12 protein-coding genes and 1 other RNA gene are annotated in these 17,055 nt (G+C 61.5%); 3 read left to right on the top strand and 10 right to left on the bottom strand.

Features of this window, described 5'->3' with window-relative positions; all coding sequences use genetic code 11:
* Positions 1-54: 54 nt before the first annotated feature.
* Together fnr and AB4O16_RS26005 are read left to right on the top strand one after the other, a co-directional pair.
* Entirely contained in the window at positions 55-789 is a 735-nt protein-coding gene (gene fnr / locus AB4O16_RS26010; RefSeq protein ID WP_460156165.1) for a fumarate/nitrate reduction transcriptional regulator Fnr, read from the top strand.
* Positions 790-869: 80 nt separating this feature from the next.
* Positions 870-1,418 (top strand): adenine phosphoribosyltransferase, encoded by a 549-nt coding sequence (locus AB4O16_RS26005; RefSeq protein ID WP_008057870.1) that lies wholly within the window; start codon positions 870-872, stop codon positions 1,416-1,418.
* Between the two features lie 147 nt (positions 1,419-1,565).
* Here the strand turns inward: AB4O16_RS26005 and AB4O16_RS26000 are convergent, their stop codons facing one another.
* The 5 genes from AB4O16_RS26000 to dnaX form a co-directional block, all read right to left on the bottom strand.
* Entirely contained in the window at positions 1,566-2,714 is a 1,149-nt protein-coding gene (locus AB4O16_RS26000; RefSeq protein WP_160388814.1) for an acyl-CoA dehydrogenase family protein, read from the bottom strand.
* A gap of 193 nt (positions 2,715-2,907) precedes the next feature.
* Complete coding sequence (gene recR, locus AB4O16_RS25995; RefSeq protein WP_160388813.1) at positions 2,908-3,510, bottom strand: recombination mediator RecR; 603 nt, start codon at positions 3,508-3,510, stop codon at positions 2,908-2,910.
* 79 nt (positions 3,511-3,589) lie between these two features.
* Positions 3,590-4,621, bottom strand: a complete 1,032-nt coding sequence (locus AB4O16_RS25990) for an NADP-dependent oxidoreductase (RefSeq protein ID WP_460156164.1) — start codon at positions 4,619-4,621, stop codon at positions 3,590-3,592.
* Between the two features lie 268 nt (positions 4,622-4,889).
* On the bottom strand, positions 4,890-5,228 hold the full coding sequence (locus AB4O16_RS25985) for a YbaB/EbfC family nucleoid-associated protein (RefSeq protein WP_007971455.1): 339 nt from the start codon (positions 5,226-5,228) through the stop codon (positions 4,890-4,892).
* Between the two features lie 67 nt (positions 5,229-5,295).
* Positions 5,296-7,356, bottom strand: a complete 2,061-nt coding sequence (gene dnaX / locus AB4O16_RS25980) for a DNA polymerase III subunit gamma/tau (protein ID WP_460156163.1) — start codon at positions 7,354-7,356, stop codon at positions 5,296-5,298.
* Between the two features lie 123 nt (positions 7,357-7,479).
* Here dnaX and AB4O16_RS25975 point away from each other — a divergent pair, with 123 nt between their 5' ends.
* Positions 7,480-8,277 (top strand): substrate-binding periplasmic protein, encoded by a 798-nt coding sequence (locus AB4O16_RS25975; protein WP_460156162.1) that lies wholly within the window; start codon positions 7,480-7,482, stop codon positions 8,275-8,277.
* Between the two features lie 59 nt (positions 8,278-8,336).
* Here AB4O16_RS25975 and ffs read toward each other — a convergent pair.
* From ffs to smc, 5 genes are all read right to left on the bottom strand, one after another.
* Positions 8,337-8,433: signal recognition particle sRNA small type (gene ffs, locus AB4O16_RS25970), an RNA gene on the bottom strand.
* A gap of 111 nt (positions 8,434-8,544) precedes the next feature.
* A complete protein-coding gene (locus AB4O16_RS25965) occupies positions 8,545-9,711 on the bottom strand; it encodes a zinc-binding metallopeptidase family protein (protein ID WP_460156161.1) in 1,167 nt (388 codons plus the stop codon).
* Between the two features lie 218 nt (positions 9,712-9,929).
* A complete protein-coding gene (ligA, locus tag AB4O16_RS25960) occupies positions 9,930-12,287 on the bottom strand; it encodes an NAD-dependent DNA ligase LigA (protein ID WP_460156160.1) in 2,358 nt (785 codons plus the stop codon).
* A gap of 166 nt (positions 12,288-12,453) precedes the next feature.
* Positions 12,454-13,308, bottom strand: coding sequence for a cell division protein ZipA (zipA, locus tag AB4O16_RS25955; RefSeq protein WP_160388791.1), 855 nt, complete (start codon positions 13,306-13,308; stop codon positions 12,454-12,456).
* 258 nt (positions 13,309-13,566) lie between these two features.
* Positions 13,567-17,055, bottom strand: a complete 3,489-nt coding sequence (gene smc, locus AB4O16_RS25950; RefSeq protein ID WP_460156159.1) for a chromosome segregation protein SMC — start codon at positions 17,053-17,055, stop codon at positions 13,567-13,569.

The raw sequence follows: 17,055 nt of genomic DNA, 5'->3' as shown, positions 1-17,055 counted from the left end.
CTATGGTGAGTTACCCTTACGTCTTATGTGTGATTTCCCACAAGGATTGAAGAAATGTCCGAGCCAGTAAAACTGCGCGCTCATACTCAAGCCCATTGCAAGGATTGCAGCCTGGCCCCTCTTTGCCTGCCACTGTCGCTGAATCTGGAAGACATGGATTCGCTGGACGAAATCGTCAAGCGCGGCCGACCGCTGAAAAAAGGCGAATTCCTGTTCCGCCAGGGCGATACCTTCGATTCTGTTTACGCAGTGCGTTCTGGCGCGCTCAAGACCTTCAGCCTGAGCGACACTGGCGAAGAACAGCTCACCGGTTTCCACCTGCCCAGCGAACTGGTCGGCCTGTCGGGCATGGACACCGAAAAGCACCCGGTGTCGGCGCAAGCCCTGGAAACCACCTCGGTGTGTGAAATTCCCTTTGAACGCCTCGACGAACTGGCCCTGCAATTGCCGCAGTTGCGCCGTCAGCTGATGCGCGTGATGAGCCGCGAAATCCGTGACGACCAGCAGATGATGCTGCTGCTGTCGAAGAAAACGGCAGACGAACGCATCGCCACCTTCCTGGTCAACCTCTCGGCACGTTTTCGCGCCCGGGGCTTTTCCGCCAATCAGTTCCGCCTGAGCATGTCGCGCAACGAGATCGGCAACTACCTGGGCCTGGCGGTCGAGACCGTTTCCCGGGTGTTCACGCGCTTCCAGCAAAACGAACTGATTGCGGCAGAAGGCAAGGAAATCCGGATTATCGACCCGATCCAGCTGTGCGCCCTGGCCGGTGGCTCACTGGAAGGCTGAAACAAAACGTTGCGGCTGAGCGAAACGGTTCAGCCGCCGTTATAATGCGTCGTTTGCAGCCCTGCCAGGACACCACGACGATGGTCTTCGACTCCTTCGACATCAAATCCCTCATCCGCCCTGTCATCGACTTCCCGAAACCGGGCGTGATCTTTCGCGACATCACCCCGCTGTTCCAGTCGCCGACCGCCCTGCGCCTGGTAATGGACAGCTTCGCCCACCGTTACGTCGAGGCTGACTTCACCCATATCGGCGCAATGGACGCCCGTGGTTTCCTGATCGGCTCGGTACTGGCCTATCAGTTGAACAAGCCGCTGGTGCTGTTCCGCAAGCAAGGCAAACTGCCGGCTGACGTGCTGGCCGAGGGCTATGCGACCGAATACGGCGAAGCCTTCCTGGAAGTGCACGCCGACAGCCTGTGCGAAGGGGATTCGGTGGTGATGTTCGATGACCTGATCGCCACCGGAGGCACCCTGATTGCAGCGGCCAACCTGATCCGCCGCATGGGCGCGCGGGTGCATGAAGCGGCGGCGATCATCGACCTGCCGGAACTGGGTGGATCGCAACGCCTGGAAGACATGGGCATTCCTACGTTCTGCCTGACGCAGTTTGCCCTTTCCGATAAGTAAGTGGCGTCTTGGCTGACGCCATCGCGGGCAAGCCCGCTCCCACAGGGATCTTTGGCGGACACAAATTTTGTGCATGACAAAGAACACTGTGGGAGCTGGCTTGCCAGCGATAGCGTCAGCGGCAACACCATAAAATTCAAGATCGGTTCAAAGCCCCATCTGCTTGCTGATGATCTCGTTCATCACTTCCCGCGTCCCGCCGCCAATCGACAGGATCCGGTTGTCGCGGTACAGCCGCTCCACCAGACTCTCGCGCATGTAACCCAGACCACCGAGTATCTGCACCGCATCGGTGACGATCCGGTCCGCCGTATCCGTCGCAAAATTCTTGGCCATGGAAATTTCCTTGATCACGCTCTGCCCCGCCGCCATTTTCGCGGCCTGGCGGTAAGTGAACTCGCGGGACACTTCCAGCGCGGTCGCCATTTCGGCGAGACGATGCTTGATCACCTGAAACTTGCCGATTGGTTTGCCGAAGGCTTCGCGCTGGCGCGCCCACTTCAGGCTCTCCTCCAGCGCCAGCTGCGCGGTCATGTTGGCCATCAACGCCAGGGCCAGGCGTTCGCTCTGGAAATTGCCCATGATGCAGGCAAAACCCATGTTCTCGACGCCGATCAGATTGCCCGCAGGCACCCGGCAGTCATCGAAGAACAGTTCACCCGTGTCTGACGCCCACCAGCCCATTTTCTTCAGTTGCCGTCCTACGGTGAAACCCGGTGTGCCCTTTTCGATCAGCAACAGGCTGATGCCGGAAAACCCCGGCTCACCGGTACGCACCGCGACGGTATAGAAGTCCGCACGCACACCACTGGTGATAAAGGTTTTGCTGCCACTGACCCGGTAACAATCGCCATCACGCACGGCGCGGGTTTGCAGGTTGGCGACGTCGGAGCCGCCGCCGGGCTCGGTGACGGCCAGGGCGCTGATCTTCTCGCCTGACAGCACCTGAGGCACCACACGATCGCGCACTTCGGCGCGCGCCCACTTGAGAATGGGCGGCAAGCCGATATCCAGCGACCCCAGGCCGGCAACCAGCCCGCCTGAGCCGCAACGCATCAATTCCTCACTGGCGGCCACCTTGGCGAACAGATCGACTTCGTGGCTGCCGCCGTAAGCCTCCGGGTAGCCGATGCCGAGAATCCCCGCCGCGCCGGCCTTGAGGTAAAGCTCGCGAGGAAAGCTTTCGGCTTCTTCCCACTGCTCGATATCAGGAAGAATCTCGCGCTCGACGAAACGTCTGACGCTGTCGCGGACCAATTGGTGGCTGGGATCGAAGTATTCCTGAAAGGCAGACATCGGCGAGCTCCACTGAAGGGGTCAGTGAAGTTAACCGAGCGCTTGCTTGGTTTTCAACAGGATTGTGTGGGTCAGGTGGACCGAGGTGGCTGGATCGCCAGCAAGCCGGCTCCTACGGAAGTCTGTGGTGCACACAAATCAAATGTGGGAGCTGGCTTGCCAGCGATGGCGTCAGCATGGACGCCACATGAACTCAGAGCGAAATTGGCTTACGCCCGGCAAACGAGTGCGCCAGCGTGCCGCCATCCACCAGCTCCAGCTCGCCACCGAGTGGTACGCCATGGGCGATACGCGAGGCGATCAGGCCTTTGCTGCTGAGCAACTGGGCGATGTAATGCGCTGTGGCCTCACCTTCCACGGTCGGGTTGGTGGCCAGGATGACTTCGGCGAAGGTGCCGGCCTCTTCGATCCGCGCCATCAATTGCGGGATGCCGATGGCTTCCGGGCCCAGGCCATCGAGTGGCGACAGATGGCCCTTGAGCACGAAGTAGCGCCCACGGAAACCGGTCTGCTCCACCGCATAGACGTCCATCGGCCCTTCCACCACGCAGAGCAAGGTGTCGTCGCGACGGGTATCAGAACATTGCGGGCACAGATCATCTTCCGTCAGCGTACGGCACAGACGGCAGTGACCGACCCCTTCCATGGCCTGGCTCAGGGCCAGTGCCAGGCGCGAGCCGCCGCTGCGGTCACGCTCGAGCAACTGCAACGCCATGCGCTGGGCGGTTTTCTGACCCACGCCGGGCAAAATTCGCAGGGCGTCGATCAGTTGGCGAATCAAAGGGCTGAAGCTCATGGTGGAAACGTCCGACAAAACAACGAGACGCGGTTTATACCCGCGCCTCGGTTGAGCGTCAAATTGCAGCGTCAATTACTCAGTCGCGGGAAACCCGAACCACCAGCTTGCCGAAGTTGCGCCCTTCCAGCATGCCAATGAACGCATCGGGAGCCTGCTCCAGGCCATCGACCACGTCTTCGCGGAATTTCACCTTGCCATCACGCACCCAGGGCGCCATGGCGCTGAGGAATTCCGGCTGGCGATCACCATAGTCATCGAACACGATGAAGCCCTGGATGCGCACCCGCTTGGTCAACAGGGTGCGTTGCAACAGTGGCAGGCGATCCGGCCCGCTCGGCGCTTCGTGGGCGTTATAGGAGGCAATCAGGCCGCAGAGTGGAATTCGCGCCTTGGCATTGAGCAACGGCACCACGGCATCGAATACCTTGCCGCCGACATTTTCGTAGTAGATGTCGATGCCCTTGCCGCAGGCTTTGGCCAGTTCATCGGCAAAGTCCGGGCTCTTGTGGTCGATGCAGGCGTCGAAGCCCAGTTCGTCGACCACATAACGGCACTTGTCCGCGCCGCCGGCCACGCCGACCACACGCAAGCCCTTGATCTTCGCCACCTGGCCGACCACCGACCCCACCGCGCCGGACGCCGCCGCCACCACCAGGGTTTCGCCCGCCTTGGGCTGGCCGATGTCCATCAGGCCCATGTACGCGGTCATGCCCGGCATACCCAGTACCCCGAGGGCCATCGAAGGGTTTGGCAGCGCGGGAATCGGAATGATGCTGCGACCGTCATTGATGCTGTGGCTTTGCCAGCCGGTGGCACCGACCACCAGGTCACCTTCCTGGAACTTCGGATTGAGCGACCGCTCGACCCGGCTGACGGCGCCGCCGGTCATGACTTCGCCGATTTCCACCGGTGCGGCGTAGGACGGAGCGTCACTCATGCGTCCGCGCATGTAGGGATCCAGCGACAGGAAAACGGTCTTGAGCAGCACCTGGCCGTCGGCCAGATCCGGCAGCGCCACCCGCTCCATGCGGAAGTTTTCCGGCGTTGGCGCGCCTACCGGGCGAGAAGCCAGGACAATGCGTTGATTGAGGGTCATGGGGTCGGACATGGCAGCGTCTCCTGTGATCGATGGGTTTGAGTGATATAGGGAGCAGACCTTTGTGGCGGTATGGCGTTCGATGTTTATTCAGTTGGACCGGGGCGACTTCATCGCTGGCAAGCCAGCTCCCACAGGTTTTGTGAGCCATACATACCCTGTGGGAGCCGGCTTGCCAGCGATGGCGGCCTGTCAGCCACACATATCGGCCAGCCAGAAACAAAAATGCCAGGCGTTATGCCTGGCATTTTTTGTAGCTCATCTGCCGCCTGAAGGCGAATCAGAATGGCAGTTTCATGCCCGGCGGCAGTTGCATGCCGGCAGTCATGCTGCCCATCTTGTCCTGGCTGTTGGCTTCGATCTTGCGCACGGCATCGTTGACCGCGGAGGCGATGACCGCTTCGAGCATTTCCTTGTCGTCTTCGCTCATGCCTTCGACCAGGCTCGGGTCGATGGTCACGCTCTTGACGTCATGGCGACCGGTCATCACCACGGTGACCATATCGCCACCGGCCTTACCGGTGACTTCGGCGTTGGCCAGTTCTTCCTGCATCTTGGCCATTTTTTCCTGCATCTGCTGCGCCTGCTTCATCAGGCCGGCCATGCCACCTTTCATCATGGTAATCACCTCAAAAGTACTTGGATCGAATCAGCGCCCGGCCCATGCGGCCAGGCACCTTCAGTTGTTAGCCCTGAGTGACCAGGGCGTCGACAGGTTCAATAGTATCGTTACGGACCACCGCACCGAACTGCTGCATCATTTGCTGGATGAACGGATCACCGTGGATCGATTCCTCCGCCTCGCGCTGACGGTTGGCGCGGCGGCGCGAAGCCGCCTGTGCCGGGGTTTCCTGCTCGGGCTTGATCAGCTCGATGTTCAGGGTCAGCGTGCGCTGGTGAAACTGGTTCAGCGCATCGTTGAGGCGACGCTGCTGGGTGGCGTTGAACAAGGCACTGTGGGCCGGGTCCAGGTGCATCAGCCAGTTGTCGCCATCCACCGCGATCAGCGTGCAGTTGGCGGCGATACTGCCAGTCATGCCGGAAATCGGCAATTTCGGGAACAATTCCAGCCATTGCAGGGCCAGGCCGGTGGCCGGCATTGCCGCGGGTTCCGGCTCGGGCTCGGGCGCCGGGTCGGCGGCATGCTCGCTGGCCAGTTCGTCGAGGTAACTGTAAGCCGAATCCATGTCCGGTTCGATGTAATCTTCGTCCAGCGGCGGTTCGTCATCCAGGTCCATGCCCGGGGTCGCGGCATCGACTTCGGCCACCGAAGGTTCCGGGATCGGCGCGGCGGCCCACTCCGGAGCGTCCGGCACCACGCTGTCCGGCGTCGGCAACGGCATCGGCGGTAATTCGGGTTGTTCGCCGGCGGTTTCCAGCACCGGTTCCACCGCCGGTTGCTGAACGGGCGCAGGCTCGACCGGGTCGTTCCACGGCAGGTCGACAACTTCTTCGACCACGACCGTCTCAACCACAGGCGCAGGCTCTGGCACAATCACCGGCGCCACCGGTTCCGGTGCAGGCGCTGGAGGCGCTATCGGTGCAACGGCCGCTGCGACTACCGGCGCAACAACCGGCGCGGCAGCCACTGAGTTTGCGGAATCAACTGTGGCCTGGCTGATCCCCACTGGCTTTAGCGGTTGCCTCGGGGCATCCGCAGTGTCCGCGGGCCGGAACGCCAGCATCCGCAGCAAGACCATTTCAAAACCGCCCCGGGGATCCGGCGCCAGCGGCAAGTCGCGGCGGCCGATCAGGCCCATCTGGTAGTAGAACTGCACGTCTTCGGCCGGCAACGCCTGGGCCAGTGCCAGCACGCGATCGCGGTCGCCATGACCGTTATCGACGCCCTCGGGCAACGCCTGGGCGATGGCGACGCGGTGCAGCACATTGAGAATTTCCGAGAGTACGCCATTCCAGTCCGGCCCCTGTTCGGCCAGGTGGCGGACGGCTTCGAGCAACGCCTTGGCATCGCCTTCGATCAGCGCATGCAGGACGTCGTAGACCTGCCCGTGATCGAGCGTCCCGAGCATTGCCCGCACGTCGACGGCCATGACCTTGCCTTCACCGAAGGCGATGGCCTGGTCGGTCAGGCTCATGGCATCACGCATCGACCCGTCGGCGGCACGGCCCAGCAACCACAGCGCATCGTCTTCGAACGGCACGTTCTCGGCGCTCAGCACGTGGGTCAAGTGCTCGACCACACGCTCCGGCGTCATGTTCTTCAGGGAGAACTGCAGGCACCGCGACAGGATCGTTGCAGGAAGTTTCTGCGGATCAGTGGTGGCCAGGATGAACTTGACGTAGGGTGGCGGCTCCTCGAGGGTTTTGAGCAGCGCGTTGAAGGAATGGCTGGAGAGCATGTGCACTTCGTCGATCAGGTAGACCTTGAAGCGCCCGCGGCTCGGGGCGTACTGCACGTTGTCGAGCAATTCGCGGGTATCTTCGACCTTGGTGCGGCTCGCGGCGTCGATCTCGATCAGGTCGACAAAGCGGCCTTCGTCGATTTCTCGACACACCGAGCATTCGCCGCAGGGCGAGGACGTGATACCCGTTTCACAGTTCAGGCATTTGGCAATGATCCGCGCGATGGTGGTCTTGCCGACCCCGCGGGTACCGGTGAAGAGGTACGCGTGGTGCAGCCGCTGGCTGTCCAAGGCATTGATCAGAGCCTTGAGCACATGGGTCTGGCCGACCATTTCGCGGAACGAGCGCGGACGCCATTTACGTGCAAGAACCTGATAACTCATCGAAAACCGTCGCAGCGAAGGAAGCAGAAGCGGCTAATGCTAGCGGAGCAAGGCGCAAATTGCATCCGGTGCGCTCGTGTATTCTGACTAAGCTGCATATCGGGGGCTTTTAACGGAGTGTTTATGCGGCTGGCCTTGGGGGCATTGCTGTTGATCAGCCTGGATAGCGTGGCGGCGAATGCGCCGTTGCGCTTCGCGATAACCGATAGCTGGACCATGCCCATGGTGCAGCTGGAACGGGGAAAACCGACCCAGGGCATCCTGTATGACGTGATGCTCAGCCTCGCGACCCAGGTCGGCGTTCCGGCCGAATTCCATGTATTGCCCCGCGCACGGGTGCAAAACGCCATGGAGCACGGCGAGGTCGATGTCCGCTGCTATGCCGCGCAATCGTGGCTGCCCAATCAGTCCGGCGACTACCTCTGGAGCATCCCGCTCTTTACCCAGCCCGACCTGCTGATCACCCGGCATGCGCACCCCGCTGCGATCGATCCGGCGGATTTGTCCCATCAGTCCATCGGCACCGTGCTGGGCTACAGCTACCCGACCCTGCAACCGCTGTTCGACACCGAACGGTTGCATCGCGACGACGCCCGCAATCAGCAACAGGTGCTGGAAAAACTCCTCGCCGGCCGCAACCGCTACGCCGTCAGCAATCAATGGACCCTGGACTGGTTCAATCAACGCCTGCTGCCGGCGCAACAGCTGCGCAGCGTGGCGGTGCTGCAGGAACAGGATGTCGGCTGTTACGTGCGCAACGACCCGCAAGTGCCGGTGCAGCGCATTCTGCGCACCTTGGCACAGATGAAAACGTCCGGGGAGATCGATGCGATCGTTCGGCTGTACATCGGTAGCGAACCTGCGGCTGCCGACAAATCGGAAACGACAAAAAACCGCCCCGGAAAAGATCCTGGCAGCTAGCGAAAGTCTGTTTTCAGAAAGATACGCGAGAGAACACTCGCGTGGCGTTAAGGTGGTAACCCTACCAGCCACACCCCGGCACACAATGTTCCCGCTGTGGCTGCTGCCTTCCGGCTCTGACCAGGTTCACGGGTAATCGTTGCGGGGGGACCGATAGGGTCACCATAACGACGCTCACCAGTCGGCGAGCCGCGCCATTGTACCTATCTGAGACGAAGTTACAACCGTTGGTTTCGGATTAAAAACATGAGGGGGTTCAAGCACTTGCTATTGCGCCTCAAGCACCTCGTCCGCCCTGCCGCCCTCTTGCTGGATCACCAGGTGAATAAAGTGCAGCCTGGCAATGACGGCTGGCGGCAGGACGAACGGATAGAAATCCGGCTGCCCCATGCTGCGTGACAGCTCATTGAGCATGCCCGCCAGTTCGATCCACGCGTTGACGAACGACAGAAACGCCGCGCCACCGGGATGCTGCGGATCGTAGAGGGTATCCGACGGAAACGGCTGATAGTCGAAGTCCATTTCCCGGGCACTCATGCCAAACCCCAGCGCGGTATCCACGGCGTCCATCATGTGCAGGTAATGCGCCCAGGTTTCGGCCCAGTCTTCCCACGGGTGCATGGTCGCGTAGGCGCTGACGTAGTGCTGTTGCCAGTCGAGCGGCGCGCCCTGCTGATAATGTCGCTCGAGGGCTTCGGCATAGCTCGCGCGTTCATCGCCGAACAGTCGGCGAAAGGGTTCCAGCCATTGGCTGTTGGCGATCAACCGGTCCCAGTAGTAATGCCCCACCTCATGGCGAAAATGCCCGAGCAAGGTGCGATAGGGTTCGTGCATTTGCACCCGCACCTGCTCGCGATGCGCGTCGTCGGCTTCCTTGATATCGAGGGTGATCAGGCCGTTGGCATGACCCGTGGTCGGCGGCTTGCCTTCGCGGTCGACGCCGATGAAATCAAACGCAAGGCCGATGTCTTCGTCCACGCTTTTCGGGATGACTGGCAGCCCGAGGCTGACCAGTTGCGCGACCAGGCGCCGCTTGGCGATTTCCACCTTGCGCCAGCGCTCGTGGTTCTCGGCGATCGACAGATCGGGAATGGTGCGATTGAGGCTGCAGGCAATGCACAGAACCTCGTGGTCATTGGCAGGCAGCAACCAATTGCAGGCCGCCGGGGAATCGAGGTTGGCGCAGCGTCGAAATAGCCCGTCCCCGGGATCGACATCAAGCAGCCAGGTGCCCGTTTGCACACCCGGTTGCAGCGAGGACAAGCGACTCTGCTGCGGCTGATACCCCAACGCCGCCGAGCAGGCCAGGCACTGGCTGTTGCGAAAAAACAGCGACTGCCCACATCGGCAGGACCAGACCTTGCTGTTGCGCGAATTCTCGGCCATGAACGGCGCGGCGATGCGCGAGCTGAGCTGTTCGAAGAAGCGGTACATGGCGATCTCTCCCTGGGGCTTGCCAAGACTAGATCATTACCGTGACAAGATCGTTCCCAGCCTCAGCATACCTTGGTGATGAACCGCTTTTGTGGCGAGGGGGCTTGCCCCCGTTGGGCTGCGAAGCAGCCCCCATCTTTTCCAGCCGCACCTGGTTCACTGGTTTTACGACGGCTTCGCCGCCGAACGGGGCAAGCCCCCTCGCCACAGAGTTCGTGTTAGATCGGGATGTTGTGATCCTTCAGGAAAGCCACAAACGCCTCCTCATCCAGCACCTTCAACCCCAGTTCATTGGCCTTGGTCAACTTCGAACCGGCACCCGGTCCGGCCACCACGCAATGGGTCTTGGCCGACACCGAACCTGCGACCTTGGCACCGAGGCTTTCGAGCTTGTCCTTGGCCACGTCGCGGCTCATCAGTTCCAGCGAGCCGGTCAGCACCCAGGTCTGTCCGGCCAGCGGCAGGCCTTCGACGACCTTCTTCTCGCTCTGCCAGTGCATGCCGAAATCGAGCAGTTGCTTCTCCGCCGCTTCGGCCAGTTGGCGATTGGCTTCCAGCGCAAAGAACTCGCGCACCGAATTGGCCTGTTTCTCCGGCAGCGCCTGACGCATGTCGAGCCAGTCCGCACCGATCACCGCCTGCAGCGAGCCGAATTTGTCCGCCAGTTTCTGCGCCCCGCCCGGACCGACCAAGGGGATATGCAGCTTGTCGAGAAAACCACCCAGGGTGGTGCTCGCGGAAAACTCGGCGCCCAACTCGCCCTGATCCTGAATCTGCAGACCGTGCTTGAGCAAATCAGCAATCACCTGCTGGTTATGCGCGTCCTCGAAGAAGCTGTGGATCTCGTGCGCGACTTCCAGGCCGACGTCCGGCAAGTACGTCAGCACTTGCGGCAAGGCCTGCTGCACCCGCTCCAGCGACCCCGGGGAACGCGCCAGCACCTTGGCCGTTTCCTCGCCGACATCGGGAATCCCGAGGGCGTAGATGAACCGCGCCAGGCCCGGTTTCTTGCTGTCTTCGATGGCGCCGAGCAGGTTCTTGCTCGACAGTTCGGCAAAACCTTCCAGATCGACGATCTGCTCGAAAGTCAGGGCGTACAGGTCGGCCGGCGAACTCACCAGGCCTTCGTCGACCAGTTGCTCGACACTCTTCTCGCCCAGGCCTTCGATGTCCATGGCGCGACGGGAAACGAAGTGGATGATTGCCTGCTTGAGCTGCGCGCCACAGGCCAGGCGGCCGACGCAGCGGTACACCGCGCCTTCGCTGACCGTCTCGCGGCCTTTGCTGCGCTTGATCAGTTGCGTGCGCTCGACATGGGAGCCGCACACCGGGCACTGTTCGGGGATCTGCACCGGCCGCGCATCTTCCGGACGACGCTCCATCACCACCTGCACCACTTGCGGAATCACGTCACCGGCGCGGCGGATGATCACCGTGTCGCCGATCATCAGGCCCAGGCGCGCGACTTCGTCCATGTTGTGCAGCGTGGCGTTGGCCACCGTGACGCCCGCGACCTTGACCGGCTTCAGACGCGCCACCGGCGTCACCGCACCGGTGCGGCCGACCTGGAATTCCACATCGAGCAGTTCGGTCAGCTCTTCCATCGCCGGAAACTTGTGGGCGATGGCCCAGCGCGGCTCACGGGCTCGAAAACCCAACTCGCGCTGGGAGGCAATGCTGTTGACCTTGAACACCACGCCGTCGATTTCATAGGGCAGCGCACTGCGCCGTTCACCGATGTCGCGGTAGTAATCCAGGCACTCGGCGATGCCCTGCGCCAGTTTCAGCTCGTGGCTGATCGGCATGCCCCAGGCCTTGAGTTGCTGCAGATTGCCGATGTGCGTATCGGCAATGTCCGCCGACACCTGGCCGATGCCGTAGCAGCAGAATTCCAGTGGACGGTTGGCGGTGATCTTCGAATCGAGCTGGCGCAAACTGCCCGCCGCCGCGTTGCGCGGGTTGGCAAAGGTCTTGCCGCCGACTTCCAGCTGCGTGGCGTTGAGCCGCTCGAAACCGGCCTTGGACATGAACACTTCGCCGCGCACTTCCAGGGTCGCCGGCCAACCGCTGCCGTGCAGCTTGAGCGGAATGTTGCGCACCGTGCGCACGTTGACGCTGATGTCTTCGCCAGTCGTACCGTCGCCACGGGTGGCGCCGCGCACCAGGACACCGTCCTGATACAGCAGGCTGACGGCCAGGCCATCGAGCTTGGGCTCACAACTATATTCAACGGCTGCGCCGCCACCGAACAGATCGCCCGCCGGCAAATCCAGGCCTTCGGTCACGCGACGATCGAACTCGCGCATGTCGGTTTCTTCGAAGGCGTTGCCGAGGCTGAGCATCGGCACTTCGTGACGCACTTGGGTAAACGCCGACAGCGCCGCGCTGCCCACTCGCTGGGTCGGCGAGTCGCTGGTGATCAGTTCGGGATTGGCCGCTTCCAGCGCCTTGAGCTCGTTGAACAAGCGGTCGTATTCGGCGTCCGGAATGCTCGGCTCGTCGAGCACGTGGTAGCGATAGTTGTGCTGATCCAGCTCAGCGCGCAGCTCTAAAATGCGGTTCTTGGCGGCGGTCATGGGTGTTCTCTCATAAAGCAAAAGAGCAGCCGAGGCTGCTCAATCTGTTGATGCGGCGCAGATTCATTGTAGGAGTCCGGCTTGCCGGCGATGGCGGTTTCAAGTCCGCATCGCCAGCAAGCCGGCTCCTACAGTGCGTGGCAGTCATGCCCACACACTGCCAATATCAGCGCTTCTGGGTCAGGGCGCGGCGTTCGAATTCGACGATGCGCTGACGGTAGTGCTCGATCGTCTGGGCGGTCAGTACGCTGCGCTGATCGTCCTTCAATTCGCCGTTCAGCTCCTGGGACAGTTTACGCGCCGCTGCCACCATCACGTCGAAGGCTTGCTTCGGATGACGAGGGCCCGGCAGGCCCAGGAAGAAGCTCACCGCCGGGGTGCTGAAGTGGTCGATGTCGTCCAGGTCGAATACGCCCGGCTTGACGGCGTTGGCCATGGAGAACAGCACTTCACCGTTGCCTGCCATGCTTTCGTGACGGTGGAAAATATCCATCTCGCCGAAACGCAGGCCGCTTTCCAGAATGTTCTGCAACAGCGCCGGGCCCTTGAAGCCGGCAGCGTCGCGGCAGATCACGCTGATCACCAGCACTTCTTCAGCTTGTGGCTGTTCTTTGTCATTGAGCGATGACGAGGACTTGGTTTCATCCGGGAAATCGTCGTCGCGGCTGCTGAAGCTCGGGCCGCCGTCCAGGTCCAGGCTGAGGTTCATGTCACCCTGGGAAGGCTCGCCGTGGCCACGCTTGCCGCGCTTGGAGCCCGACTCGCGAGGCTCCCGGGCCGGCATGCTCACCGACGGCAGATCCTGCTCGTCCAGTTGCGGCTCTTTATGGTTGTCCAGCACTCGCGGCGGGCCCAGCAGCTCGGCGCTGCTGTCCTCTTCGGGCAGGTTGGACAGACTTCGGTCAAGACGGAACTTCAGTTTTCCCTTGCCGCCGCGCATCCGGCGCCAGCCATCAAAAAGAATACCGGCAATGACAATAATGCCGATGACGATCAGCCACTCGCGCAGACCGATTTCCATGTAATCCCGTGCCTCTATAAAAAATGCTGAAAAATAAGGGGTTTACAACCTGCAAACCGCTTTAAAACGTGGCGCCAACTCTATGTTCTGACAGGCGTTTTGCCCACGTATACGAAAAATTGACATTAAACTAGCACGACCAAAGGCAACTTTACACCGTCTACCACGTTGGCTAGCGCGAATATGTCGATTGGCCAGCAAGTCGAAGCGAGGAAAAGAGTCCTGTAATCCACAAACACGCCTTCCCGCGACCAGGACTCAGGCATCCACCATCGCCATCGCCTCCTCGACATCCACTGCCACCAGACGTGAACAACCGGGTTCGTGCATCGTCACACCCATCAGTTGATCGGCCATTTCCATGGCGATCTTGTTGTGGGTGATATAGATGAACTGCACTGTCTGAGACATCTCTTTAACCAAATTTGCGTAGCGTCCAACGTTAGCGTCATCCAGCGGCGCGTCAACTTCATCGAGCATGCAGAACGGCGCCGGATTCAACTTGAAGATCGCAAAAACCAGGGCCAATGCGGTCAGGGCTTTTTCGCCGCCGGAGAGCAAATGGATGGTGCTGTTCTTCTTTCCTGGCGGCTGCGCCATGATCGTCACCCCTGTATCGAGTAGATCTTCGCCCGTCAGTTCCAAATACGCGCGTCCTCCACCGAAAACTTTTGGGAAAAGCGCCTGTAAACCGCCATTGATCTGATCAAAGGTATCCTTGAAGCGGTTACGGGTTTCCTTGTCGATCTTGCGGATGACGTTTTCCAGCGTCTCCAGTGCTTCCACCAGATCGTCGTTTTGCGCATCCAGATAACGTTTGCGCTCGGACTGTTGCTGGTATTCGTCGATGGCCGCGAGGTTGATCGCGCCGAGGCGCGCAATCCGCGCGGCAATGCGCTCGAGTTCTTCCTCGGCTTCCTTCTCGCTGGCCTCGGCGGTCAATGTCGCGAGTACGCCGTGAAGATCGTAGCCGTCTTCGAGCAACTGGTCCTGCAAGGCCTTGCGGCGCACGGTCAGGGCCTGCCATTCCATGCGCTGGGTTTCGAGCTGGCTGCGGATCAACTGGGATTGCTGTTCGGCCTGGCTGCGGCGCTTCTCGGCGTCGCGCAATTCGCGGTCGGCGTCTTCGAGGGCGATCTGTGCGGTCTTGAGTTCTACGTCGACGGTCATGCGCTTGTCGAGCAGCTCCTCGAGCTTCAGGCGCAGCTCTTCCAGCGGCGCCTCGCCCTCCTCCAGGTTGAGACTCAGTTGCTCGCGCTTTTCCGTCAGGCGCTCGGACTGCATTTCCAGACGCTCCAGCGCCTGGCGCGTCGAATCGTGCTGCGCCTTGAGCGAACCCAGACGCACCGCCAACTGATGGGCATGATCCTTGTGTTGCCGCGCTTCCTGACGCACCCGGTCCAGGCGCTCGCGCAGGCTGTCGCGCTGGGCCAGCAACAGCTCGCGCTGCTCGGTGTCCAGCGCCATGCTGTCGAGGGCTTCCTGCAATTGCAGGCGCGCTTCGCCAATGTTTTCGTGCTCCAGCGCGCGCTGTTCGTCCAGCTCGGTGAGCTCTTCGTCGAGGCGGGTGCGGCGCAGGGTCAATTGCTCGGCCTTGGCTTTGCCGGCCGACAATTGCGCCTTCAATTCACCTTGTTGGCGGGCTTCGTCCTGCAGCAGGCGGCGCAGATGTTCGCGACCGTTTTCCTGCTGACGCTGCTGCGCCCTTAGATTTTGAAGCTGGGTTTCCAGGGTTTCGACGGCGGCTTCGCGCTCGTCGCGCTCAAGGCCCAGTTGCTGGATTTCCTGACCGCGGGCGAGCACGCCGCTTTCCGCTTCACTGGCCCGACGCACGCGCAGAAAATGCCGACCGACCCAGTAACCGTCACGGCTGATCAGGCTCTGCCCGACCGCCAATTGCCCGCGCAAGGCCAAGGCCTGTTCGAGATTGTCTACGGGTTTGACTTGCCCCAGCCAAGGCGACAGATCGATCTGTGCCTCGACCTTGTCCAGCAAGCTGCCCGGCACCCTTACGCCATCGCTGGCCGGGCTGAGCAAACGCAGGTCGCCCCGGGCAAACCCGGACAAATCGAAATCGCTGAAATCGTCCACCAGCACCGCTTGCAGGTCGGCACCCAGCACGGTTTCCACCGCGAGCTCCCAACCGGCTTCAACCTTCAGGCCTTCGGCCAGGCGCGGGCGATTCGCCAGGTTCTGTTCGCGCAACCATTCGGCGGTACCGGTGCCCGGATCGAGCGCGGCCTGCTGCAAGGCTTCGAGCGAAGCCAGGCGACCGTTGAGTCGCTGTAAATCACCCTGGGCCTGCTGTTGCGCCGTCAACGTTTGCTGCAGTTGCTGGCGCAGTTGCTCAAGCTTTTCGACCTGGGCTTCTTCGCTGGTCTGCAAGTCCTCAAGGGTCGCCTCGGATTCCGCGAGCTGCTCGCTGAGCTCCATGATCGCCGCGTCTTCCGGGTCCGCCGAGAGCAAGGCGCGTTCTTCGCCAAGACGCTTCTGGCGATCGGCCAGGCGCTCCAGGCTGGTTTCCAGCTGCTGGATCCGCGATTGCTGCACTTCGGCCTGACGGCGCGGCTCGGCGGCAGTGAGGTTGAACGTATCCCACTGCTCCTGCCAGCCATGCATGGTGGTTTCGGATTCTTCCAGGGCGGCAGCGGCCTCTTCGGCGGCGGCGCTGGTGACTTCCTGCTCCGGGGTGAGCATGTCCAGCTCTTCGCCCAGGGTCAGCAGCAGCGTGCGGTCGTGACCCAGGTGGGACTCGGTTTCCAGGCGAGCGCGCTCGGCCTCTTTCAAATCGTCCTGCAACTGGCGCAAGCGCTGCTGGCCGTGCTGGATGCTCTGCTCGACCCGGGCGATGTCGCCACCGACCGAGTAGAAGCGCCCTTGCACCAGATTGAAGCGTTCCGACAGGTCGTGATGCCCGTCACGCAGGCGCTCGATGCTCGCGTCGGCATTGCGCTGCTCGGCCACCAGGGCTTCGAAAGAAACCTCCTGATTGCCGATGATCGCTTCACGCTGGCCGACCTGATCGTTCAGCGCCTGCCAGCGCAGGGCCGACAGCTGGGCCTTGAGCTGACGCTCCTCGCCCTTGTATTCCTGATACTTCTTGGCTGCCTCGGCCTGGCGGTGCAGGCGTTCGAGCTGACGCGTAAGCTCTTCGCGCAGGTCGGTCAGGCGCTCGAGGTTTTCGTGGGTACGGCGGATGCGGTTCTCGGTCTCGCGCCGGCGCTCCTTGTACTTGGAGATGCCTGCGGCTTCTTCGATGAAGTTGCGCAGGTCTTCTGGCTTGGACTCGATCAGCTTGGAGATCATCCCCTGCTCGATGATCGAGTAACTGCGCGGGCCAAGGCCCGTGCCGAGGAAGATATCGGTGATGTCGCGGCGCCGGCATTTGGTGCCGTTGAGGTAATAGGTGGTCTGGCTGTCGCGGGTCACTTTGCGGCGAATGGAGATTTCCGCATAGGCGGCGTATTCGCCGAGCAAGGTGCCGTCGGAGTTATCGAACACCAGTTCGATGCTCGCCTGGCTCACCGGCTTGCGGCTGGTGGAGCCGTTGAAGATGACGTCGGTCATCGACTCGCCACGGAGGTTCTTCGCCGAACTTTCGCCCATCACCCAGCGTACGGCGTCGATAATGTTCGACTTGCCGCAACCATTGGGCCCGACCACCGCCGCCATGTTACTGGGAAAGTTCACCGTGGTCGGATCGACGAAGGACTTGAATCCCGCCAGCTTGATGCACTTGAGCCGCAC

This window comes from Pseudomonas sp. S2_H10 (assembly GCF_054668285.1).
This window is presented reverse-complemented; position numbering and strand designations above follow the sequence as displayed.

Coding starts and splice junctions, on each gene's coding strand:
- fnr (WP_460156165.1), top strand. CDS start 55: ATGTCCGAGCCAGTAAAACTGCGCGCTCATACTCAAGCCCATTGCAAG.
- AB4O16_RS26005 (WP_008057870.1), top strand. CDS start 870: ATGGTCTTCGACTCCTTCGACATCAAATCCCTCATCCGCCCTGTCATC.
- AB4O16_RS26000 (WP_160388814.1), bottom strand. CDS start 2,714: ATGTCTGCCTTTCAGGAATACTTCGATCCCAGCCACCAATTGGTCCGC.
- recR (WP_160388813.1), bottom strand. CDS start 3,510: ATGAGCTTCAGCCCTTTGATTCGCCAACTGATCGACGCCCTGCGAATT.
- AB4O16_RS25990 (WP_460156164.1), bottom strand. CDS start 4,621: ATGTCCGACCCCATGACCCTCAATCAACGCATTGTCCTGGCTTCTCGC.
- AB4O16_RS25985 (WP_007971455.1), bottom strand. CDS start 5,228: ATGATGAAAGGTGGCATGGCCGGCCTGATGAAGCAGGCGCAGCAGATG.
- dnaX (WP_460156163.1), bottom strand. CDS start 7,356: ATGAGTTATCAGGTTCTTGCACGTAAATGGCGTCCGCGCTCGTTCCGC.
- AB4O16_RS25975 (WP_460156162.1), top strand. CDS start 7,480: ATGCGGCTGGCCTTGGGGGCATTGCTGTTGATCAGCCTGGATAGCGTG.
- AB4O16_RS25965 (WP_460156161.1), bottom strand. CDS start 9,711: ATGTACCGCTTCTTCGAACAGCTCAGCTCGCGCATCGCCGCGCCGTTC.
- ligA (WP_460156160.1), bottom strand. CDS start 12,287: ATGACCGCCGCCAAGAACCGCATTTTAGAGCTGCGCGCTGAGCTGGAT.
- zipA (WP_160388791.1), bottom strand. CDS start 13,308: ATGGAAATCGGTCTGCGCGAGTGGCTGATCGTCATCGGCATTATTGTC.